The organism is Pseudomonas sp. 86_A (genome assembly GCF_017491705.1).
GTDB classification, from domain to species: Bacteria; Pseudomonadota; Gammaproteobacteria; order Pseudomonadales; family Pseudomonadaceae; genus Aquipseudomonas; species Aquipseudomonas koreensis.
In genome coordinates, this window is record NZ_JAFGYS010000002.1 from 426,334 (window position 1) to 448,735 (window position 22,402).

A 22,402-nucleotide genomic window follows, 5' to 3' on the forward strand; every position below is an offset into this window, starting at 1 on the left:
CTGACAGTGCCTGACCAACAACAATTAGGGGCCACCCCATATGCAAACCTGGCAACAGCTCTATACCCCGCTCGGCAGTCTCGGCGTTTCCGCACTTGCGGCCGTCATTCCCATTGTTTTCTTCTTCCTCGCTCTGGCGGTGTTCCGCCTCAAGGGGCATGTGGCCGGCAGCATCACGCTGGCGCTGTCGATCGCCGTGGCGATTTTCGCCTTTCACATGCCGGTCGACATGGCCTTCGCCGCGGCCGGATACGGCTTTGCCTACGGTCTGTGGCCGATTGCCTGGATCATTGTTGCAGCGGTTTTCCTCTACAAACTGACAGTCAAAAGTGGTCAGTTCGAGGTCATTCGCAGTTCGGTGCTGTCGATCACTGACGACCAGCGCCTGCAGGTGCTGCTGATCGGTTTCTGCTTCGGTGCGTTCCTGGAAGGCGCCGCCGGTTTCGGTGCACCCGTGGCGATTACCGCCGCGTTGCTGGTTGGCCTGGGCTTCAACCCGCTGTATGCCGCCGGACTGTGCCTGATTGCCAACACCGCCCCCGTAGCCTTCGGCGCCTTGGGCATCCCGATCATCGTCGCCGGCCAGGTCACTGGTATCGACGCATTCAAGATTGGCGCAATGACTGGTCGCCAACTGCCACTGCTGTCGCTGTTCGTGCCGTTCTGGCTGGTGTTCATGATGGACGGTCTGCGCGGCGTGCGTGAAACCTGGCCGGCAGCCCTGGTCGCGGGCCTGAGCTTCGCCGTGACTCAATACTTCACGTCGAACTTCATCGGTCCGGAACTGCCGGACATCACGTCGGCCCTGGCCAGCCTGATTTCGCTGACCCTGTTCCTCAAAGTCTGGCAGCCACGGCGCGCCGCTGGCCAACACATCGCCGGTGCCGTGTCGGCCTCGGTGGTGACTGCCAGCGTCGGCGGTTTCGGCCAGAAGCGCAGCACCGTGGCATCGCCTTACAGCCTCTGGGAAATTTTCATTGCCTGGTCGCCGTTCCTGATCCTCACCGTGCTGGTAACCATCTGGACCCTCAAACCCTTCAAGGCCATGTTCGCCGCCGGCGGTTCGATGTACGCCTGGGTGTTCAACTTCGCGATCCCGCACCTTGATCAACTGGTGATCAAGACCGCACCGATCGTCGCCACGCCAACGGCTATTCCGGCGGTATTCAAACTCGACCCGATTTCCGCGACCGGCACCGCGATTTTCTTCTCCGCGCTGATCTCGATGCTGGTGCTGAAGATCAACTTCAAAACTGGTCTGACCACTTTGAAAGAGACCTTCTACGAACTGCGCTGGCCTATCCTGTCGATCGGTATGGTGCTGGCCTTCGCCTTCGTCACCAACTACTCGGGCATGTCGTCGACCATGGCCCTGGTGCTGGCGGCCACCGGCGCAGCGTTCCCGTTCTTTTCGCCATTCCTCGGTTGGCTGGGTGTGTTCCTCACTGGCTCGGATACTTCGTCCAACGCCCTGTTCAGTTCGCTGCAAGCGACCACCGCACACCAGATCGGCGTCAATGACACCCTGCTGGTGGCGGCCAACACCAGCGGCGGCGTGACCGGCAAGATGATCTCGCCACAGTCGATTGCCGTGGCCTGCGCTGCGACCGGTCTGGTGGGCAAGGAATCGGATCTGTTCCGCTTCACCCTCAAGCACAGCCTATTCTTTGCCACGATTGTCGGCCTGATCACCCTGGCTCAGGCCTATTGGTTCACCGGCATGCTGGTGCACTAAACCTGCAAGAAGCCTACAAGCAACATGGAAATAACCGACGCCGGTTCGTGATTCCGGCGTCAGCAATTCACACCCCGGTCTGTAAGGCTGCTGAAAGCAACACGCTCTATATTTCAGCGGCCGCAACGGACGGATAACCGGGACCACCCGGAGACACGCCTGATGAGCGAGCTTTTTTACAACGCTGTGCCAAACGCGACCCGCGTTGCACCGCCACTGCCCGAACCTCGGCAATACCCCAACGAGAAACCGTCGCAGGTCTACCTGTTCGGCACGTGCGTGGTCGACCTGTTCTACCCCGAAGCCGGGATGGACGCGATCCACTTGCTGGAACGCGAAGGGATCAAGGTCGAGTACCCGCAAGGGCAAAGCTGCTGCGGACAACCGGCCTACACCTCCGGTTACACCGAGCAGGCGCGGACGGTCGCGCGCTCGCAACTGGCGGTGTTTGCCGGGGATTATCCGGTGGTGGTGCCGTCGGGTTCCTGCGCGGGGATGCTGCGCGAGCATTACGCCGACTTGTTCAAGGACGAGCCGGAAACACTGAAACAGGTTAAGGCCCTCGCGGCCCGGACCTATGAGCTGGCCGAGTTCCTGCTGTTCGTCTGCAAGGTGCAGCTCAAGGACAGCGGCGAGCCGGTCAAGGTCGCGCTGCACACCTCGTGTTCGGCACGCCGTGAAATGAACACCCACCTGCACGGCCGCGAGTTGTTGGCGCAGTTGAGCAACGTGGAACGGGTCAACCACGACCACGAAAGCGAATGCTGTGGCTTCGGTGGGACATTCAGCGTCCGTATGCCAGACATTTCCGGCGCGATGGTGGCTGACAAGACCCGGGCGCTGAAGGAATCCGGCGCGCACAAGGTCTTGAGCGCCGACTGCGGCTGTTTGATGAACATCAACGGCGCATTGGAGAAACAAAAAGAAACGCTGCGCGGGCAACATCTCGCCAGCTTTCTGTGGCAACGAACCGGGGGTGCGCAATGAGCACCTCGACGATTATTCCTACAGTTGCCGTAGAAGAAGATTTCCGCACCCGGGCCCACAACGCCCTGGGCGATGCGCAGTTACGGAACAACTTCCGCACTGCGATGGATTCACTGATGACCAAGCGGGCAGCGGCTTTCAGCGATGCCCACGAAAGAGAACACTTGCGCGCCCTGGGCAACTCGATCAGGGCGCGTGCGCTCTCCAAGTTGCCCGACCTGCTCGAGCAACTGGAACAGAACCTGACCCGCAACGGTGTGACAGTGCACTGGGCGGAAACGGTGGACGAGGCCAATGGCATCGTCTTGTCGATCATCCGCGCTCACGAGGCGCGGCAAGTGATCAAGGGCAAATCGATGGTCAGCGAAGAGATGGAGATGAACCATTTCCTCGAGGCTCAAGGTGTTGAATGCCTGGAGTCCGACATGGGGGAATACATCGTCCAGCTCGACCACGAGAAGCCTTCACACATCATTATGCCGGCGATCCACAAGAATGCCGGTCAGGTCGCGTCCTTGTTCCACGACAAACTTGGCGTGGAATACACCAAGGACGTTGACCAACTCATTCAGATCGGTCGCAGAGTCCTGCGGCAGAAATTCTTCGAAGCGGACATCGGCGTCTCCGGTGTCAACTTCGCCGTCGCCGAAACCGGCACCCTGTTGCTGGTGGAAAACGAAGGCAACGGGCGCATGACCACCACCGTGCCGCCGGTGCACATCGCCGTCACCGGCATCGAAAAGGTTGTGGAAAACCTGCGCGACGTGGTGCCGCTGCTGTCATTGCTGACCCGCTCGGCGCTGGGCATTCCGATCACCACCTACGTCAACATGATCTCCGGCCCGCGCAAGGAACACGAACTCGACGGCCCGCAGGAAGTGCATCTGGTGTTGCTCGACAACGGTCGCAGCCAGGCCTTTGCCGACAGCGAACTGCGCCAGACCCTGAACTGCATCCGCTGCGGCGCGTGCATGAATCATTGCCCGGTCTACACCCGCGTCGGCGGTCACACCTATGGCGAGGTGTACCCGGGCCCTATCGGCAAAATCATCACCCCGCACATGGTCGGTCTGGCGAAAGTCCCGGATCATCCGAGCGCTTCGTCGCTGTGCGGCGCCTGCGGCGAAGTGTGCCCGGTAAAAATTCCGATCCCCGCTCTGCTGCGACGCCTACGCGAAGAGAACGTCAAAGCCCCAGACAGTCCGCATCAAGTGATGCGCGGCCAGGGCAGCAAGTATTCGCGCAAGGAACGCTTCATCTGGAACGCCTGGGCGAAACTCAACAGCTCGCCGACCCTGTATCGACTGTTCGGCTTCTTCGCCACGCGCCTGCGTGCGCTGACACCGAACAATGTCGGCCCGTGGACGCAAAACCACAGCGCACCGAAACCCGCCGCCCGCTCGCTGCACGACATGGCCCGCGAGCATCTGGCCAAACAGGGAGACCGCTGATGAGCGCCAAGCAAAATATCCTCGCCAAGTTACGGAAAAGTCTGACCGGCACCACGCCGATTGCCGACGACTTCGACGTCGATCTGGTGACGCAGCCTTACACCTACAGCGCCGAGCAACGCATCCCGCAACTGCGCAAACTGATGGAAGCGGTGCACACCGAGATCCATCTGACGACTGGCGCAGACTGGCCGGCGCTGCTCGCGCAATTGCTGCGTGACCGTCAGTTACCGAGCCTGTTGATCGCACCGACGACAGCCCACGGTCAACGCATCACACAGCACTGGGCGAACCATCCGGAGCTGCCGGTACTGAAATCCTACGACCGGCCGATGGAGGAGTGGAAAGCCGAGCTGTTCAACGACACCCCGGCCAGCCTCACCGGCACCCTCGGGGCGATCGCCGCGACCGGCAGCCTGATCATCTGGCCCACCCGCGAAGAACCGCGGTTGATGAGCCTGGTGCCGCCGGTGCATTTCGCTTTGCTCAAGGCCAGCGAAATCCGCGACAACTTCTATCAGGTGCAACAGGAATTCGAGTGGGCACAAGGCCTGCCGACCAACGCGCTGCTGGTGTCCGGCCCGTCGAAAACGGCCGATATCGAACAAGTGCTGGCCTACGGCGCCCACGGCCCGAAAGACCTGGTGGTGCTGATCCTGGAGGACCAATGACGTTACCGGCGACTTTCCTGCGAGATGCGCAACAACTGATCCCGGCCGAGCGCCGCTTTGACGACCCGTTGTCGACCCTGGCGTTCGGCACCGATGCCAGCTTCTATCGATTGATTCCGCAACTGGTGATCCGCGTCGAGTCCGAAGATGAAGTGGTCGCGCTGCTGAAACTGGCCCAGCGCGATCAGGTCCCGGTGACCTTCCGCGCCGCCGGCACCAGCCTTTCCGGGCAGGCGATCAGCGATTCGGTGCTGATTGTGCTTGGGGATAACTGGAACGCCCGCGAGATTCGTGATCACGGCATGCAAATCCGCCTGCAGCCGGGCGTCATCGGCGCGCAGGCCAACGCATGGCTAGCCCCGTTCGGCCGCAAGATCGGTCCGGACCCGGCGTCGATCAACGCCTGCAAGATCGGCGGCATCGTCGCCAACAACGCCAGCGGCATGTGCTGCGGCACGGCGCAAAATACCTATCACACGCTGGCCGGGATTCGCCTGGTGCTGGCCGATGGCACCCGCCTCGACACCGAAGACGCCGCCAGTGTCGCCGCGTTCCGCGAAAGTCACGGCGAGCTGCTGGAGCGCCTGGCGACGTTGGGCCGCGAGACCCGCGCCAACGCCGAACTGGCCGCCAGAATTCGCCACAAATACCGTCTGAAAAATACCACCGGCCTGTCGCTCAATGCGCTGGTGGATTTCGACGAGCCTGTGGATATCTTGAGCCACCTGCTGGTCGGTTCCGAAGGCACCCTCGGCTTCATCAGCGCGGTGACTTACGACACGGTAATCGACCACCCGAACAAGGCGTCGGCGCTGATCGTGTTTCCGGATGTGGAAACCTGCTGCAACGCGGTCACCGTGCTGAAAAGCCAACCGGTGTCGGCGGTGGAATTGCTCGATCGACGCAGCCTGCGTTCGGTGCAGGACAAACCCGGCATGCCGGATTTCGTACAGCACCTGTCGAACAATGCCTGCGCCCTGCTGATCGAATCCCGCGCCGCCTCTTCCACTTTGCTGCAGGAACAACTGGCGCAGATCATGGCATCGCTGGCCAGTTTCCCCGTGGAGAAGCAGGTCGATTTCACTGAAGATGCAGCCGAGAACGCCAAGCTCTGGGCCATCCGCAAGGACACGTTTCCCGCCGTCGGCGCGGTGCGCAAAACCGGGACCACGGTAATCATCGAAGACGTGACCTTCCCGGTCGAGCAACTGGCCATCGGCGTCAATCGCCTGATCGAGCTGTTCGACAAACATGCCTACGATGAAGCGATCCTTTTCGGACACGCGCTGGAAGGCAATCTGCACTTCGTCTTCACCCAAGGCTTCAACAGTCCGCAAGAAGTCGCACGTTATCAGGCGTTCATGGACGACGTGGCGCAGTTGGTGGCGGTGGAGTTCGGCGGTTCGCTGAAGGCCGAGCACGGTACCGGGCGTAACATGGCGCCGTTCGTTGAGCTGGAATGGGGCAGCGATGCCTATCAATTGATGTGGCAGCTCAAACGCCTGCTCGACCCCAACGGCATCCTCAACCCGGACGTGGTGCTCAGCGAAGATCCGCAGATCCACCTCAAGCACCTGAAGCCACTACCGGCAGCCGATGAAATTGTCGATAAATGCATCGAGTGCGGCTTCTGCGAACCGGTCTGCCCGTCGAAAGGCCTGACCCTCAGCCCACGTCAGCGCATCGTGATCTGGCGCGACATTCAGGCGAAAAAACGCGCCGGCATCGATACCACTGAGCTGGAAAAAGCCTACGAATATCAAGGCATTGACACCTGTGCGGCGACCGGATTGTGTGCGCAGCGTTGCCCTGTCGGCATCAATACCGGTGAGCTGGTGAAAAAGCTTCGCGCCCGCACCGCCACGCATCAGAAAACTGCTGACTGGATCGAAGGAAATTTCGCCAAGACCCTGCAAGGCGCACGCTTCACCCTGCACGTGGCCAACGGTGCGCGAATGCTGCTCGGCGCACCGCGTCTGGCCAAACTTTCGGCGACGCTGACGCGTTTGTCCAAAGGCCAGGTGCCGCTGTGGACCAACGCGATGCCGCAGCCGGAAAAAGCCATTCGCTTCAGTCCGAGCGTGTCCGATGAGCGTCCGCGCGTGGTCTATCTGGCGGCGTGCGTGTCGCGGGTCATGGGCCCGGCGGCCGGTGACAAGGAGCAAATGTCGCTCTACGACAAAACCCGTGGCCTGCTGGAAAAGGCCGGTTACCAAGTGGTGTTCCCGGACAATCAGGACAACCTTTGCTGCGGTCAGCCCTTCGCCTCCAAAGGCTATGCCGAACAGGCCGAGCACAAGCGTCAGGAGTTGATCAGCGCCCTGCTGCACGCCAGTCGCGGCGGGCTTGATCCGATCTATTGCGACACCAGCCCGTGCACCTTGCGCCTGGTGCAGGACGTGGGAGATGTGCGCCTGGACCTGTACGACCCGGTGCGCTTCATCCGTACGCATCTTCTCGATCGATTGGACTTTACGCCGCAAGAAGCACCGATTGCGGTTCACGTGACCTGCAGCACGCAGCACCTTGGCGAGAGCCAGGCGCTGATCGATCTGGCGCGCAAATGCAGCAACACCGTGGTCATCCCGGAAGGTATCCACTGCTGCGGGTTTGCCGGCGACAAGGGCTTCACCACCCCGGAGCTGAACAGCCATTCGCTGCGCACGCTCAAGGACGCGGTGCAGCATTGCAGCGAAGGGATTTCCACCAGCCGCACCTGTGAAATCGGCCTGACGCAACACGGCGGCATCGACTATCACGGGCTGGTCTATCTAGTGGATCGGGTGACCCGGGCCAAGGCCTGTTGAAGAAAAATAGAACCCTTGAGTTCGACTGTAGTCCACAGAATAACCCCGACTGATCGGGGTTTTTCTTCCATACGGTTGCCCGTCCTGACGGACAGCGAAGTCTGGACCCACTCGGTTCAAGGAGATACACATGAAACGTTCTGTACTGTTAGGTCTGTTCGTTACTGCATCGATGTTGGCGTCCACTTCGTTCGCCGCCGACAAGCCTGCCGACCTGTGCGATGCCAATATCCAAACCATCAACAATGCCAAAGGGCAACTGTCCTCGTCGCCAGAGCTGACTCAGCGTGCTGAGGCCAGCGTGAGCAAGGCACAGGCGCTCAAAGCTCAAGGCAAGATCGATGACTGCGTCGCGGAAACCTCGCAAACCATTCTGGAACTGCGGAAATCCACCGGCACCAACAATTGATTCACGCCCCGGCCAACCTTCGGGTTGGCCTTGTGGGCCGTTTGGCGTACACTGCGCAGGCTTGTTGCCTCACCTGATGTACGAGGCAATGAGTTCGGGGCCGATTAGGATTCGACGCCGGTGACGAAACTTTAGGTGCATGCCGACTTGGTAACAGAAGTCGTAAATCCACTGTTGCAACTTCTTATAGTTGCCAATGACGACCAATACGGTGCTGCTCTCGCTGCTTAATTGCAGCTGACATGCACTCCTGGTGCCTTCGGGCCCAGCAATCATCAGGGGATGTCTGTAAACCCGAAATGATTGTCATATAGAACAGAATCGCCGTGCAGTACGTTGTGGACGAAGCGGCTAAAACTTACACAACTCGCCCAAAGCACCCTGCCCGTCGGGTCGCTGAGGGTTAACTTAATAGACACGGCTACGCATGTAGTACCGACAGCGGAGCACTGGCGGACGGGGGTTCAAATCCCCCCGGCTCCACCACTTCAACGAAAAAAGACGTCCTCGGACGTCTTTTTTTGTGCCTGAAATCCATCCCCCATCGCTCGCCCCCCATCGACCGTTAAAACCACGGCCGCTCTCCAGGCACTGGCGCTATCACCTGCTCCCTCGGGAAGAAGCGTTCAAAGAGCCGGACTCATCTCAACAAAGAAATCACTCCCTGATTGGCATGGCAACTTAGCCCGCCACCTCTATCGCATTATCACCCGCCAGATGCGCCCTCACCGCATCAATTGCCTCACGTATTCTGGTCGTAAAAATCGAATGCTCACGGTGAACCATCACCAGACGCTCGATTGTTCGCGTCATGGCGACATAGAGCAAACGGGCTTCGTCCGCCTCTTCTTCGCCCGTTTTGGGCATTTCATGCAATGCGGGGATGATCACCAGACCAAATTCCAGCCCCTTGCTAGAGTGCATGCTGACGACTTTGACCGCATCTGCACCGCCGTAAAGTTCGCCGCGGCCTTTGGCGAAACGACCGGAGACAAAAGGAATTCCTGCATACGCCAAATTCTTTTCGATCTGAAGTGCCTGGGAGGAAGTGCGATAAACCACGGCCATATCTTCCAGACTGCGCCCCTTGTTTTGTTCATCGCGAATCCGCTCAACGATGCAGTCGCGTTCCTGCCACCACGTCGAGCAATGGAGCAGTTCAGGGATCGGGCCGCGTCGTCCAGCGCTTTGAGGCGCGACGATCGGAATGTTGTCTTCCTGAGCATCACGCGCATTCAGGAGGTCCAGGGAGAACGCTCGGGCCACCGACAGCACTTCCAGGGTATTTCGATAGTTGAGGCGCAGAATGGTGGTTCGCCCTGACGCCTGGATGCCTACGCTGGCGAAGCTGAACTCCATACCGCCCTTGCCAGCCTTACCACGATAGATGGCTTGTGCATCGTCGTAGAGCACCAATAGAGAGTTAATCTGCGGATCGAGCATTTTGACGACCAGTTCAAACCATTCAGGTTGGAAGTCGTGCCCCTCATCGACCAATATGCCGCCATATTGCCCTTTGGCAATGAGTCCGCTGGCGACACCCTCGAATACATGGTGCTCAAGAAACGCCTTGGCCTCCTCGGGGGTCAGATCTTTGCCAGGCAAATCAGCACCCGCTGCTTTCAACAGATCCCAGCACCAACCATGAAAGTTGCGCACCGACACTTTGTTGCTTAACCCGTGAGCGGTCAGTACTTGCTTTAACCGTCCAGCCAGGGATTTGTTGTAGCACAGGACCAAAACAGGTTTGTTCGACGTTTGCGCCAGGTATACGCAACGATATCCCAGGATCATCGTCTTGCCGCTACCTGCGACGCCGTGAATGACCCGGTGACCTTCACCCATGGAACGAGCCAGTTGCTCCTGCTGCAAGTCCATGACCTTGATGAAGCTTGGTACCGGTGCGTCATGCGCACTGAACAGTCCGAACTGGCCGGGTGAGACATTCACCCGTACTTCCGGAAACAGGTGATAGCGCACGCGATCAATTTGAGCAGCGGTAAGATGGCAAGGAAACCGCTGGACAAACATGTCAGTCAGACGCTTTTCAAACTCTTGGTTATCCACCGTTTCAGTCATTTCGTCCCGGCAGATGACCCGATCAGCGCTCATTACTTGCGCCAGCCCCTCACTTTGAAATTGCTTTCGGGTGATCTCGGGCAACACCACGCCCCAACTGTAGGGCATCAATAAATTGCCCTGGCGGATAGATCCGGGCGGTTGTTTCAAGGCAGGGTCTTTCTGAAGCAGATTCACGGCCTCAAAGATATTGATGCGCGCCTGCTCGAGCGGGTTGGCAACACTTTTCAGCTCATCTTCGACAAGTATGCTGGCCTGGGTCACGCTCATGCTTTTGATGATATCGATCTTCCAGTCCTTGACCTCCAGCACCAGGATTCCCTTCTTCGGGTGCATGATGACAAAGTCAGGTCGTCGGGCCTTGAGACCGATGGGTACATCGAACCAGGAGAGCCAATCGTCCGTAAGTTTTTTCTCCAGACGTTCTGCCAAACGCCGCTCACCCGGAGTATCAAACTGGCAAGCGGATCGAGAAGGAAAGAGTAAAGCCATATCGTGTGCCTAATCCCTGGAACAAGAACGATGCGATCAAAGTGAACGCAAGCGAGGGCCCATAACGATCCGAGAAGGGCCCGATAACTTTCATTTTGTGAGTGTGAAGCTCAGCTTTTTAGCAGCAGCACGTGTTGCCGCCTATTCCGCCCCGGCTACCCTGCGTGGAAGGCGTTACGCACACTCCGACGGGCCTGAATAGTGCTTTACTCAATGCCAGGGGGGCGATGGCACTCGAATGCTACCTGACGCAATATCAATTTGCCACCCGATGAACGCTGGCCTTTCCCGGGTCTTTTCAGGCTTCAGGGAATGGCCGGGACAACGTTGCAAAGCCAAAAAAAGGCCCCCATGACCACCCTCCAAGACCGCATGAAGCAAGGCAAGGACGCCCGCAAGCAATGCTCGCGCAGCGCCCACGCCACCACCGGCAAAATGAGCCGCGATCCGATCCCGCTGATCAAGGCCTCGAGTCAGGGCCGCGTCGCCTCACTGGTGGAGTTGCGTTACGGGCGGATGCTGGTCTCGCCCTTCACGTTCTTTCGCGGCAATGCGTTGTTGCAGGCCCATGATCTGTCGGGTACCGAGAACATGGGGCTGGTCGGGCCGATCTGCGGGGATGCGCACTTGATGAATTTCGGCGGGTTTGCCACGCCGGAGCGCAACCTGCTGTTCAGCGTCAACGATTTCGACGAGGCGCATCCAGGCCCGTGGGAGTGGGATGTGAAGCGGCTGGCGGCGAGTTTCGTGGTGGCGGCTCGGGATTTGCGTCATGGCGAATCGGTTGAGGAAGACGTGTGTCGGCAGATGGTCGGCGCCTATCAGGCGACGATGCTGGAGTGTGCCGAACAGAGTGCGCTGGAAACCTGGTACGACTCGATCAAGTACGAAGACCTGCTCGATCAGGCACGCAAGAGTGCGCTGGACCATGTGCAGCGGGCCGTCGACAAAGCCGAGCGGCGTACCCACGCCGAGTTGCTGCCGAAGATCAGCGAGCGCGACGCCCACGGACGGCTGGTCATTCGTGATGATTTGCCGGAGATCTTCCACCTGCACAAGAACACCACGCTGCTCGACGCCGATGATGACTGGTTGCGGCTGGCGGACTGGCGACCGTTGTTCGACACGTTCATGCGGGATTATCGATCCACCCTGCAGGCTGACCGGCGGGAACTGCTCTCGCGGTTCAAGGTGCAGGATCTGGCGTTCAAAGTGGTCGGTGTGGGCAGCGTCGGCACGCGCTGTCTGGTGGCGCTGCTGACCGATGATCAGGAGTTTCCGTTGTTTCTGCAGTTCAAGGAGGCGCGGCGTTCGGTGCTCGCCGATTACGTGAAAGGCAAGTCCCGGACGCGCCATGAAGGTCAACGGGTGGTCGAGGGCCAACGGCTGATGCAGTCGGCCAGCGATCTGTTCCTCGGCTGGACCACCGGTCCCAACGGGCGCTATTTCTATGTCCGGCAATTGCGCGACATGAAGATCTCCGCCGAACTGGAAAACTTCGACGCCGAAACCTTCGCTGCCTATGCCCGGGTCTGCGGTCGCGCCCTGGCCCGAGCCCACGCCAAAGCCTCAGGCAACGCGGCGGTCATCAGCGGCTACCTCGGCAAGGGCGATGCCTTGGCTGACGCTTTATTCAAATACGCCCGCCGTTACACCGCGCAGAACGAGCGCGACTTCGAACGCTTTCAGGACGCTTGTCGCAAGGGTCGACTGAAAGCTCGTTCGGAAGCCGATTTCGCCGCGGATCATCTGCCCTGAAGCGTTGCAGAGCGGTCGCTGCCGAGATGAATTTTTCTTCACTGCCCCCGTTCGATCAACACGGTACAGTCCGCTCGCTCATTCAAGAAACTACGGTTCGCCCGCGCTCTCCCGCGGGCTTTTTTTTGCCTGGCGTTTGGTGCCGAAGCGTTGCGCGCGGTTTGTTTTTTTCCGCCCCGTGATCAATTCTGTCCCTCGACCCTGCCAACCGGAGCGCCCGATGTCACTGCTGAGTCTGCCCTGCCAACGCCTGACGCTCGCCATCCTGGCCCCGGACCAGGCCGAACTGGAAAGTGATTTCTACCACCGCAACCAACGCCACCTCGCGCCGTGGTCGCCGATTCGCACCACCGAGTACTTTTCCACTGCACAGATTCGCCGACGCCTGGAGATTCAGGCCAGCGCCTACGAGGCCGGGCTGGCGATGCATTTCGCCCTGCTGACGCCGGATGGTCAGCAGATGATCGGCGCGTGTAACTTCAGCGGGATCATCCGCGGCGCGTTTCAGGCGTGTTATCTGGGGTATCACATCGACCACGCTCATCAGGGCCAGGGCTTGATGCAGGAAGGCCTGGTGGCCGGCATCGGCTATATGTTCGACACGCAGAACCTGCACCGGATCATGGCCAACTACATGCCCGGCAACGAGCGCAGTGCGCGGCTGCTGGAGCGCCTGGGTTTCGAGCGCGAAGGCTACGCCAAAGCTTACCTGAACATCGCCGGGCGCTGGCAGGACCATGTGCTGACGGCGCTGGTCAATCCATTGTTCGAGACGCCGGAGAAGCGCTGGTCGCGCCAACTGGCGTGAGTTTCACAATTTGTTAAGCATTGGCGAAGTATGCTCAAGGCTCCTGCCCTCTCCGGTTGCCTGAAATCCATGCCGCGTGCCGCCACTTCGCTGTTTCTACTCGCCGCCCTGCTGTTTTTTTTCGCCTTGGGTAACCACCAGTTGCAAGGCTCCACCGAGGCCCGGGTCGCCGGGATCGCCATGGAGATGCACCTGGACGATGACTGGGTGACGCCGCGCCTGTTTGGCGAGCCGTTTCTGGAAAAACCGCCGCTGAGCCTGTGGCTGGACGCCGGCGCCATGCGCGTGTTCGGTGTTTCACCGTGGGCGGTGCGGCTGGCGTCGGCGGTGGCCGGGCTGCTCAGCGTGATGTTGCTGTACGGCATGCTGCGTCGCTTCGGGCGCCCGAAAGCCGTCGCGTGGACGGCGGGGATTCTGCTGGCGACCATGGCCAGTTACTGGAGCAACGTGCGCGGGGTCGGCGAGGATGCGCTGCTGGCGCTCGGCGTGACCACCGCGTTGCTGGCGTTCTTTCAGGCGCAACGCGCGCCGAACGCCGGCAACTCGCTGCTGTTTATCGTCGGGATCGCCATCGCCACCTTGAGCAAGGGCGTGCTCGGGCTGGCAATGCCCGGGGTGGTGATTTTTGCCTACCTGTTGGCGGACAACCTGATCGACAAACGCCTGAAGATCGGCGCCTGGCTGCGTCCCGGCCTGCTCACGGCGTTGGGCCTGATTCCGTTGCTGATCTGGCTCGCCGTGCTCTATCAACGCGGTGGTTCGCACGCCGTCGCGGAAGTGCTGCTGACCAACAGCGTCGGCCGTTTCAGCGGTTCGTTCGTCGAGGCCGGGCATTATGAGCCGTTCTATTACTACCTGGCCAAACTGCCGGAAGCGTTCCTGCCGTGGAACATCCTCGTGTACCTGGGGCTGTGGCATTTCCGCAAGGAGTTGAAGGCCAACCGTTACCTGCTGTTTTTCAGCCTGTGGATCGTGGCGCAGTTCATCATGCTGACCCTGGCTTCCAGCAAGCGCACGGTGTACCTGATGTCGATGACCCCGGCCGCCGCCGTGATCGCCGCCGAGTACGCACGCGTGTTGTTCGAGCGCTTGCAGGCGCGTGAAACTGCCGACCGCTTCATCGGAAAAATCGCCCGTCATCGTCAGGCGCTTGCCGCTGGTTTGCTCACGGTGGTGATCGCCAGCTACCTCGGCGCCGCCCAGTGGGCCTTGCCCAATGCCGACAAGGAGCTGTCGTTCCTGCCGCTGACCGAACACATTCAGACCCTGCAAGCCAACGGCCAACAGGTCGCGCTGTTCCAGGCCAATGAGCGGGTTGGCGGCGCCAGCGTGTTCTACACCCAGCGTGTGCTCAAAGGGCTGGACACCGATGCGCAACTGCACGACTTCCTCAGCGCCTCGCCGGCGAACGTCGCGGTGATCTCGGCAGACAGCGAACCCGCCGCACCGCTGAAAGTGCTCAAGACCATGATGGTCGGGCGGCAGGCGTACTATTTCGTCAGCTACTGACGGCCGTCGCGCCAGCCCAAACAAAACCCGCCGGAACTGGCGGGTTTTGTTTGGGCTGACGCTTTGCAAACGTCAACTCATCGAGTGGTCAATGAGTGCCAGTCGGAGGCTTCGATGAAGCCCAGCATGCGCGGGGCCGCCTTGTTCGCGGCGGAGACGAACAGCGAGGAGCCGTAACCAGGGTCGGAAACCGGTACATCCAGGTCCTTTTCCAGCTCTGCCATGCATTCGCTGTGAGTCACCAGGATCAGATTGCGGCCCGGGAGCTTATGCGCCAGCGCTTCCTGCAAAATGCGGCCCTTGCAGCTGATCAGCCAGTCTTCGCCGCTGGCCGCGCGGTTGAACATGTAGCCGGCCGTCTGCACGGTGCGCAGCATCGGGCTGTTATAGATTTCGGCGTTATTCAGGCCCAGGTGCTCGAATTGCGCACCGACACTGACCGCGACACCGCGCGAGCGGTCAGTGATGCCATCATCGCCGCTCAGGCACGGCGCCGGGGAGTGATCGCAGCGCTCGACGTGACGCACCAGCACGATCATGTCGCCCTTGGCCCACCCGGCCGCCAGCGCGCGGGCGCCGGACACGTTGCCATGCGCCAGGTCCGGCACTGCCGCCGGGGCCAGCAGCCACAGGGTCAGCGGAATCACCAGCAGCAAGGCGCCCAGGACGACCCAGGTATTGCGATAGCGGGCCAATCCGCTCAGGGAGATCGAGCGTTTGACGCCGAACAGACTCAGTCTCAATTCCACATCGGGCCGCCTCGTCGGCATGCATCACAGTCAATTCGATGCGGCGAGGCTAGAGAAGCAGGCGTAAGCAGCGAGTGAAACGCATGTGAAAAAAGTCTTGGGACGCCTTTGTTACAAATTCCGTAGGACAAAATCCTTTCAGCTCTCGTGTTTGCGGCCGATACAAACCTGCTAACACCCTTGCTGGCTCAAAAAAACAACAATCTTCCAGCCTGACCGACGATCAAGTAGCTCTACGTTCCTGGAGGAATTGTGATGAATAGCTGGTTCGGCAACATCAGCGTGAACATGAAATTGGGCCTGGGCTTCGGCCTGGTCCTGGCCCTGACCTGCGTACTGGCCCTGACCGGCTGGACCAGCCTCGGCGGTCTGATCGACCGCAGCAACTGGATGAGCGACATCACCCAGCTCAACGCCGGCCTGACCAAGCTGCGCGTGGTGCGCCTGCAATACATGCTGACCAACGGCGACGAAACCGCCGCGCAGAATGTGCAGACCACCCTCGAAAGCTTTGCCGCGCAACAGCAGGCGCTGATCAACAAGTTCAAGAGCCCGGAAAACGTCAAACTGCTCAAGGAGCAGGCGGCGACCATCGCTGAATACCAGACCTCGCTGAACAAGATGCGCAACGCCTACCGCAACGGTAACAGCGCGCGCGACGTGATGGGCACCAACGCCGATACCGCGTACGGCCTGATCGAAGCGATCAGCAAACGCGTGCAGCAGATGGACATGAGCGAGCAGCGCTTCGAGCAGTTCCAGGCGATCACCGAAGCCAAGGAAGCGTTCATCCTCGCCCGCTACGAAGTGCGCGGCTACACCGCCACCACCAACGCTGAAACCGAGCAGAAAGCCGTTCGTCAGCTGGACGTGGCGATTGCCAGCCTCAAGCAACTGAACGTGCATTTCGCCGCGAGCCAACAGGACGCCCTGCGTCAGCTGGAAACCGCCCTGACCAACTACCGCAGCGCGTTGCAGGCGTACAAGAACGCCAACAGCGACGCCGTGCAGGCGCGTAAAGAGATGACCGATCAAGGCACCGCGATCGTCAACACCAGCGAGCAGCTGTACCAGATCCAGCTTGACCGTCGCGACATCGAAAGCGCCCAGGCCCGTACCTTCCAGCTGATCAGCACCCTGCTGGCGCTGTTGGTGGGCGTGATTGCTGCGGTGATCATCACCCGTCAGATCACCCGTCCGCTGCAGGAAACCCTGGCCGTGGTCGAACGCATCGCCAGCGGCGACCTGACCCAGAACGTCACCGTCACCCGCCGCGACGAACTCGGCGTGCTGCAACAAGGCATCGCGCGCATGGGCGTGACCCTGCGCGACTTGATCAGCGGCATCCGCGACGGCGTCACCCAGATCGCCAGCGCCGCCGAAGAACTCTCGGCCGTGACCGAACAGACCAGCGCCGGTGTGAACAGCCAGAAGGTCGAGACCGATCAGGTCGCCACCGCCATGCACGAGATGACCGCCACTGTGCAGGAAGTCGCGCGCAACGCCGAGGAAGCCTCGCAAGCCGCTGCCGCCGCTGACGGCGAAGCCCGTGAAGGCGACAAAGTGGTCAACGAAGCCATCGCGCAGATCGAGCGTCTGGCCAGCGAAGTGGTGCGTTCCACCGAAGCCATGAGCGTGCTGCAACAGGAAAGCGACAAGATCGGCAGCGTCATGGACGTGATCAAGGCCGTCGCCGAACAGACCAACCTGCTGGCACTCAACGCAGCCATTGAAGCGGCGCGCGCCGGTGAGGCCGGTCGTGGGTTCGCCGTGGTTGCCGACGAAGTCCGTGGCCTGGCCCAGCGCACGCAGAAGTCCACCGAGGAAATCGAAGGCCTGGTCGCCGGTCTGCAAAACGGCACCCAGCAAGTCGCGGCCGTGATGAACAACAGCCGCGCCCTGACCGACAGCAGCGTGGCCCTGACCCGCAAGGCTGGCGACTCCCTGGAAAACATCACCCGCACGGTGTCGAACATCCAGTCGATGAATCAGCAGATCGCCGCCGCTGCCGAACAGCAAAGCGCCGTGGCCGAAGAGATCAGCCGCAGCATCATCAACGTGCGCGACGTGTCGGAACAGACCGCCGCCGCCAGCGACGAGACCGCAGCGTCCAGCGTTGAACTGGCGCGCCTGGGCGGCCAGCTGCAGCAAATGGTCAGCCACTTCCGCGTCTGACCTTCAGTCAGCGCCAAAGCGTAAATCCAATCGCGAGCAGGCTCACTCCTACAAGTACGGCGTTGAACACAGATTATGTGAACAACGCCAATCCCTTGTAGGAGTGAGCCTGCTCGCGATGGCGTCAGCCCAGGCACCCCATGCTCACTGGATCTACGCCCCCGCCTCCCACGGATTAATCACTTCCACTCCTGAGAATTGAAAATCCTTCACGTTGCGAGTAGCGATTGCCGCACCATGAGCCCGGCAGATTGCGGCTATTTGCGCATCAGCCATCGACGCCGCTCGCCCCATTGCCTCGCAATCAGCTACGAGTGTCGCGTACTCGACGGCGGCATGTGCATCGAATGGCACAATGCGTCCGGCGAAATCCTCTTCAAACATCGCCATCGCATGGGCTTGAAGATTCTGTTTGCGCTTGCCTGAGGGAAGTCGGGCGATGCCGTGGAGTATCTCTGCCACCGTTATCGCACTGATGGCCAGATTCATGGCGGGCTGCGCATCGACCCAAGCCAGCACTCTGGCTTCAGGCTCGATACGCATAAACTCTGAAAGCACGTTGGTATCGAGCACTATCATTCAGAGAAATCCACCCCGGTGGCTTTCTCTGAGCGCTCTGGCAGATCAAGTTCTGCTCCGCCGAGAGCACTGAATCTGTTGCGTATCCGGCTTCCAAGTCCGCCAGCACGATCCACCGTTGCCAAGGCTCGACCGAGAATCAGGCGCGCCTCTTCTTCCATGGAATGTCCGTTGTGAGCAGCGGTAATACGCAACTGTTCCTTGAGCTTCTCGTCAAGGTTTCGAATGGTGATGCTGGCCATGACGCCCCCTGCAATCAATGAAATCATTGATTGCAGGCTAGCACATCCTTTCTTGCTGAAACCTGGCGATCTTCCGAAAGGCCATTCTCTCTTCAACTGGCACGCCTGGGCGGTCAGCTGCAGCAGATGGTCAGCCACTTCCGCGTCTGATCTTCAATCGGCGCCAAAGCGTAAATCGAATCGCGGGCAAGCCCGCTCCCACAGGAAACGAGTCGAACACAGAATGTGTGAACGACCGAAAAACCTGTGGGAGCGGGCTTGCCCGCGATGGCGTCCGACCAGTCAACCCAATGTCAAAGACAACCCGCCTTGTGTAGGAGCTGCCGCAGGCTGCGATCTTTTGATCTTGTTTTTAAAAAAGATCGCAGCCTGCGACAGCTCCTGCAGGAATTGCGTTCGATCAGCAGTCCGGTGCCCCTTAGCGCGTCCCGCGCTGGCGCAATGCCGACGGCATGAAATACGCGTCTTCCGGCAGCGGTTGCGAGAAGTCCACGGTGGAGGCTTCTTCGTTGTCGAGGTTCTGCACGTAGTAACGCCGTGCCTGCAGGTCGTGGAACACGTCCAGTGCGCTCCAGGTGGTCGGCAGGTCGTAGAAGTTTTTCAGGTAGGCCATCGACACCCGCCACAACTCTCCGCGCCCGTCGTATTGATCGACCAGTGCCGCGCCCCAGCTGTCCTCGTCGAGAAACAGCACGCGCTTGGAATAAATATGCCGCGCGCCCGGTTTGAGGTTGCCTTCGACCACCCATACGCGGTGCAGCTCATAGCGGGTGAATTGCGGGTTGAGGTGGCCCGGGGTCAGCAGTTGCGCGTACTTCACGTCAGGGCTGCCGACCTTGTAGTTGTTGTAGGGGATGTAGATTTCCTGCTTGCCCTTGAGCTTCCAGTCGTAGCGGTCCGGCGAGCCATTGAACAGGTCGGTGTCATCGGCGGTGCGCAGGCCATCGGACGAGGCGATCGGCGTGTCATAGGCAAGGTTCGGCGCACGGCGCACGCGGCGTTGACCGGCGTCGTAGACCCAGGCCTGACGCGGGTCCTTGAGCTGGTCGAGCATCTCGTGCACCAGCGCCGCACCACCGGCCAGTCGCGCCGGGCTTTTCACGAAGGCGAGGTAGTAGAACAGGATGTTTTTCAGGTCGGCGTACTGGCCGCCCGGACGGTAGAAGTTGAACAGCGCTTCCTGCTGCGAAGTGACCAGCGCAAAGCTGCCGTTGCGTTGCACCGGCGCTTCGGATGCACGACGCACCACGTAGATGCCGCGATAACGGGTGATGTGGTTCCACAACACTTCAACGCCGTCCTTGGGCACCGGGAACGGCACGCCGCCGTAGGCATCGGCGAACCCGCTGCCACCCTCCAGCAGCTTGGCCGAGGTCGCGTTCTTGAGGGTGTTGTCATACAGCCACTGCGGCGCCGAGCCTGAACGACGCGACGGATAGACCGGCATCTGGAACGTGTCCGGGTAGCTGTTGAACAGCGCGATCTGGCCGGGGCTGAGGTGGGCCTTGTACTGGTCGAGATTGGCCTTGGTAATGGTGAACAACGGCTTGTCCGCCGCGTACGGGTCCGGATGGTGCTGCCCCGGTTTGTAGCCGGCCGGCGCCTGGGTGATGCCACCGGTCCACGCTGGAATGGTGCCGGCGGCGTTGCCCGCACGCTCGGCGCCCATGGGCGTCAGGGTGGTTTTCAGTTGTTCGGCTTGTTGTGGGGTGATGGCGGCAAGTGCATTGCCGGCGCTCAGGCCCAGAACAAGCGCCAGCACGGTTTTGCTGAATCGTGATGTGTAAAACATGATCGATCTCCGAGATGGGAGTGAGGTCGGAAAATCACCGCAAGTCCCTTGTAGGAGTGAGCCTGCTCGCGATAGCGGTGTGACAGACAACATCGACTGCGACTGAAAATCCGCTATCGCGAGCAGGCTCACTCCTACAAGGGGTGCGCCTGTGTTATGGCTATCAAAGGAAGTACTTGAGGTTGAACCCGACGTTGTCGCGGTCGCGAATGCCGTTGTTCTGCCCGCCGCCCCAGAAGTTGGTGTATTGCACCTCGGCCTCGAGCTTGTTCTGGTAGTTGGCCTTGATCCCCAGGGTGTAGGCCTTGCGCCCTTCGATGGTGTTGCCGGCCTGATAGCTGTTGCCCTTGAAGTCGTCCTTGTAGACCACGTAGGGCGAAACGTTGACCCCGGCGTACACATCGTTCCAGGTGCCGTTGAACATCACCGTGTAGCTGTAGGAATTGCGGTTGACCTGATCGTCGCGATCCCCGCCGGACACATAAGAAGTGTTGCCGGTGCCGGCGTAATAGCGGGTGCTGCCGTCGTAGGCGGTGTATTGCAGGCTGCTGCCGCGCAGGTGCTCGGAGGCCAGTTCGAAGATGCCGAACATCGAGTCGAACGACAGCGTCGGCCCGAAGTTGTAGATGCTGCCCAGCGAGGTGTTGAACGCTTCGACGCGTTCGGCGTTATTGATCTCGCTGTCGAGGGTGACCATCTGCCCGCCGACGTTGACGGGCTTGCCGGTCACCGCAACAGCGGCACCGTTGGCCAGGTCGCCAATCAGATCGTTGGTGGCCGCGACGCCGATCGGCAGGTTCGGCCGATAGGCAATCTCACCGAACACCGAGGCCTGACCCAGGGTGGTGTTGAAGCTGAAGCCGTACATGCGGATGTCTTCGGCATAACGCCGATGCGCCTGGATGTTGCCCATCACATCGGCCGTCGCCAGACCGTTGGCCAGCGCCCCGGCCTGACTGCCGGCGACGCTGGAAAGCATGTTGGTCAGGGCATTCATGTCGATGCCCTTGTAGCCGCCCAAGTCAGCGGCGATGGTCGGTTCCTTGGCGTGGTAATTGACCATGTACAGGCCGAACTCGGTGCTGTTGAGCGCTTCGGCGATATAGCGGAAGGCGAAGCCGAACTGGCCGTCGTTACGGGCGTTGTAGTCCTTGCCGATCGACGCCACTTTCAGCGTGTTGCCGTAGGCCGGGGTCACGCCGTTGGCGTAGAGGCCAGTGCTTTTCAGCGCCGGACCGAGCAACGGGTTGTTGCCCAGCGCGCTGTACAGGCCGATGACGTTGCCAAAACCCGGCACCGGCGTATCGAGCGCGGTGCCGCTGAAGTTGTTGTAACCGGTGTTGCCGCCATCGGCGAACAGGTCGGTCTGCGAGTAAAAAGTGCCGACCGGGTCGATGCGGGTTTCCTTCCAGTTGGTCTGATAGAAGCTTTCCAGGGTCAGCGAATCGCTGAGGCCGATGTTGAAGCTCAACGCCTCCACCGGCATCAGCACCTCCTTGACCTCGGCGCCCGGCAAACGGTACTTCGCCGCGTCCACCGGGTTGGTGGTGTTGATCCCGCCGCGATAGAAAATCCCCTCGCCCCAGTTGAACACCTGACGCCCGATGCGCGCAGTCAGCGGCATCTGCGCCACGTCCCAGTTGCCGTAGACATAGGCGTCGAGCATCTCGATCCGGCTGCCGGCGATGTCGCGGGTCTGGCTGGTGAAGCGGTCGTCCTGCGGGTAGCTCTGACTCGGCTGCGACGGGTTGTTGTTGCGGTAGTAATCGTTGCGCTTGTCCATCAGCTGGGTGTCGTAGAACGCCGTGCCACGCAGGAACATCCCGTAGTTCTGATAGTTGGCTTCCAGCTCCGACGTGATCTTGTACACCTCGGAAACCAGCCCGGTGTCGAAGTTGCGATTGCCGTCGTTGGTGTTGACGTCATCGTTGTTCTTGTCGCGCCCCTGCACCCGCCACAAGCGGCCATAGGACAGGGTCGTGTCGATCGAGCCGGTGACCTGATTGTCCAGCACGCTGAACTCCTTGGCCTGCACGCCATCGACTGCGCACAGTTGCAGCAGCCCTGCCAGACCGACGCCGGGGAGCGCTACGCCAGACAGGCGAAATCGAGCTTTCATGATCTGTTCCTCTTTCCCTGGTTTTATTGTTGTGGGGTGC

Annotated in this window: 16 protein-coding genes and 1 other RNA gene; 11 read left to right on the forward strand and 6 right to left on the reverse strand. The window is 60.4% G+C overall.

The annotated features are described in order from the left end of the window. Window positions 1–40 precede the first annotated feature (40 nt). From J5M57_RS05305 to ssrA, 7 genes are all read left to right on the forward strand, one after another. The gene (locus tag J5M57_RS05305; protein ID WP_083367053.1) at window positions 41–1,735 is read left to right on the forward strand and encodes a lactate permease LctP family transporter; all 1,695 of its coding nucleotides are present in this window, start codon (window positions 41–43) and stop codon (window positions 1,733–1,735) included. A 162-nt stretch (window positions 1,736–1,897) separates the two neighbouring features. Continuing rightward, complete coding sequence (locus J5M57_RS05310) at window positions 1,898–2,722, forward strand: (Fe-S)-binding protein (RefSeq protein WP_207847784.1); 825 nt, start codon at window positions 1,898–1,900, stop codon at window positions 2,720–2,722. Next, a complete protein-coding gene (locus J5M57_RS05315) occupies window positions 2,719–4,173 on the forward strand; it encodes a LutB/LldF family L-lactate oxidation iron-sulfur protein (protein ID WP_207847785.1) in 1,455 nt (484 codons plus the stop codon). Before J5M57_RS05310 ends, J5M57_RS05315 begins: the two co-directional genes overlap by 4 nt. After that, a complete protein-coding gene (locus J5M57_RS05320; protein ID WP_169843055.1) occupies window positions 4,173–4,844 on the forward strand; it encodes a lactate utilization protein in 672 nt (223 codons plus the stop codon). The genes J5M57_RS05315 and J5M57_RS05320 overlap by 1 nt, the downstream gene beginning before the upstream one ends. Then, on the forward strand, window positions 4,841–7,651 hold the full coding sequence (locus J5M57_RS05325) for an FAD-binding and (Fe-S)-binding domain-containing protein (RefSeq protein WP_207847786.1): 2,811 nt from the start codon (window positions 4,841–4,843) through the stop codon (window positions 7,649–7,651). Before J5M57_RS05320 ends, J5M57_RS05325 begins: the two co-directional genes overlap by 4 nt. A 130-nt stretch (window positions 7,652–7,781) precedes the next feature. Continuing rightward, complete coding sequence (locus J5M57_RS05330) at window positions 7,782–8,060, forward strand: hypothetical protein (RefSeq protein WP_169843053.1); 279 nt, start codon at window positions 7,782–7,784, stop codon at window positions 8,058–8,060. A 96-nt stretch (window positions 8,061–8,156) separates the two neighbouring features. Next, window positions 8,157–8,546, forward strand: a transfer-messenger RNA (tmRNA) gene (gene ssrA, locus J5M57_RS05335). A gap of 195 nt (window positions 8,547–8,741) precedes the next feature. Here ssrA and J5M57_RS05340 read toward each other — a convergent pair. Next, window positions 8,742–10,631, reverse strand: a complete 1,890-nt coding sequence (locus tag J5M57_RS05340; RefSeq protein WP_207847787.1) for a 3'-5' exonuclease — start codon at window positions 10,629–10,631, stop codon at window positions 8,742–8,744. Between the two features lie 351 nt (window positions 10,632–10,982). Here J5M57_RS05340 and J5M57_RS05345 point away from each other — a divergent pair, with 351 nt between their 5' ends. The 3 genes from J5M57_RS05345 to J5M57_RS05355 all read left to right on the forward strand — a co-directional run bounded on the left by J5M57_RS05345 (window position 10,983) and on the right by J5M57_RS05355 (window position 14,706). After that, complete coding sequence (locus J5M57_RS05345; protein WP_207847788.1) at window positions 10,983–12,389, forward strand: DUF2252 domain-containing protein; 1,407 nt, start codon at window positions 10,983–10,985, stop codon at window positions 12,387–12,389. Window positions 12,390–12,609: 220 nt separating this feature from the next. Beyond that, window positions 12,610–13,197 carry a ribosomal protein S5-alanine N-acetyltransferase gene (gene rimJ / locus J5M57_RS05350; RefSeq protein WP_207847789.1) on the forward strand — a complete coding sequence of 196 codons (588 nt, stop codon included), beginning with the start codon at window positions 12,610–12,612 and terminating at the stop codon, window positions 13,195–13,197. 30 nt (window positions 13,198–13,227) lie between these two features. Further along, window positions 13,228–14,706 (forward strand): glycosyltransferase family 39 protein, encoded by a 1,479-nt coding sequence (locus J5M57_RS05355; RefSeq protein WP_207847790.1) that lies wholly within the window; start codon window positions 13,228–13,230, stop codon window positions 14,704–14,706. A gap of 77 nt (window positions 14,707–14,783) precedes the next feature. Here J5M57_RS05355 and J5M57_RS05360 read toward each other — a convergent pair whose 3' ends face one another. After that, window positions 14,784–15,455: a histidine phosphatase family protein gene (locus J5M57_RS05360; RefSeq protein ID WP_207847791.1), complete on the reverse strand. Its 672-nt coding sequence runs from the start codon at window positions 15,453–15,455 to the stop codon at window positions 14,784–14,786. A gap of 255 nt (window positions 15,456–15,710) precedes the next feature. On the opposite strand from J5M57_RS05360, the gene J5M57_RS05365 reads away from it, so the two are divergent. Beyond that, window positions 15,711–17,630 carry a methyl-accepting chemotaxis protein gene (locus tag J5M57_RS05365; protein WP_207847792.1) on the forward strand — a complete coding sequence of 640 codons (1,920 nt, stop codon included), beginning with the start codon at window positions 15,711–15,713 and terminating at the stop codon, window positions 17,628–17,630. A 153-nt stretch (window positions 17,631–17,783) separates the two neighbouring features. Here the strand turns inward: J5M57_RS05365 and J5M57_RS05370 are convergent, their stop codons facing one another. The 4 genes from J5M57_RS05370 to J5M57_RS05385 all read right to left on the reverse strand — a co-directional run bounded on the left by J5M57_RS05370 (window position 17,784) and on the right by J5M57_RS05385 (window position 22,362). Further along, a complete protein-coding gene (locus J5M57_RS05370) occupies window positions 17,784–18,209 on the reverse strand; it encodes a type II toxin-antitoxin system VapC family toxin (RefSeq protein ID WP_207847793.1) in 426 nt (141 codons plus the stop codon). Beyond that, the gene (locus J5M57_RS05375; RefSeq protein WP_027614126.1) at window positions 18,206–18,451 is read right to left on the reverse strand and encodes a plasmid stabilization protein; all 246 of its coding nucleotides are present in this window, start codon (window positions 18,449–18,451) and stop codon (window positions 18,206–18,208) included. Before J5M57_RS05375 ends, J5M57_RS05370 begins: the two co-directional genes overlap by 4 nt. Before the next feature lie 418 nt (window positions 18,452–18,869). Continuing rightward, window positions 18,870–20,243, reverse strand: coding sequence for a DUF1329 domain-containing protein (locus tag J5M57_RS05380; protein WP_207847794.1), 1,374 nt, complete (start codon window positions 20,241–20,243; stop codon window positions 18,870–18,872). Window positions 20,244–20,406: 163 nt separating this feature from the next. Continuing rightward, window positions 20,407–22,362, reverse strand: coding sequence for a DUF1302 domain-containing protein (locus J5M57_RS05385; RefSeq protein WP_207847795.1), 1,956 nt, complete (start codon window positions 22,360–22,362; stop codon window positions 20,407–20,409). Window positions 22,363–22,402 lie beyond the last annotated feature (40 nt).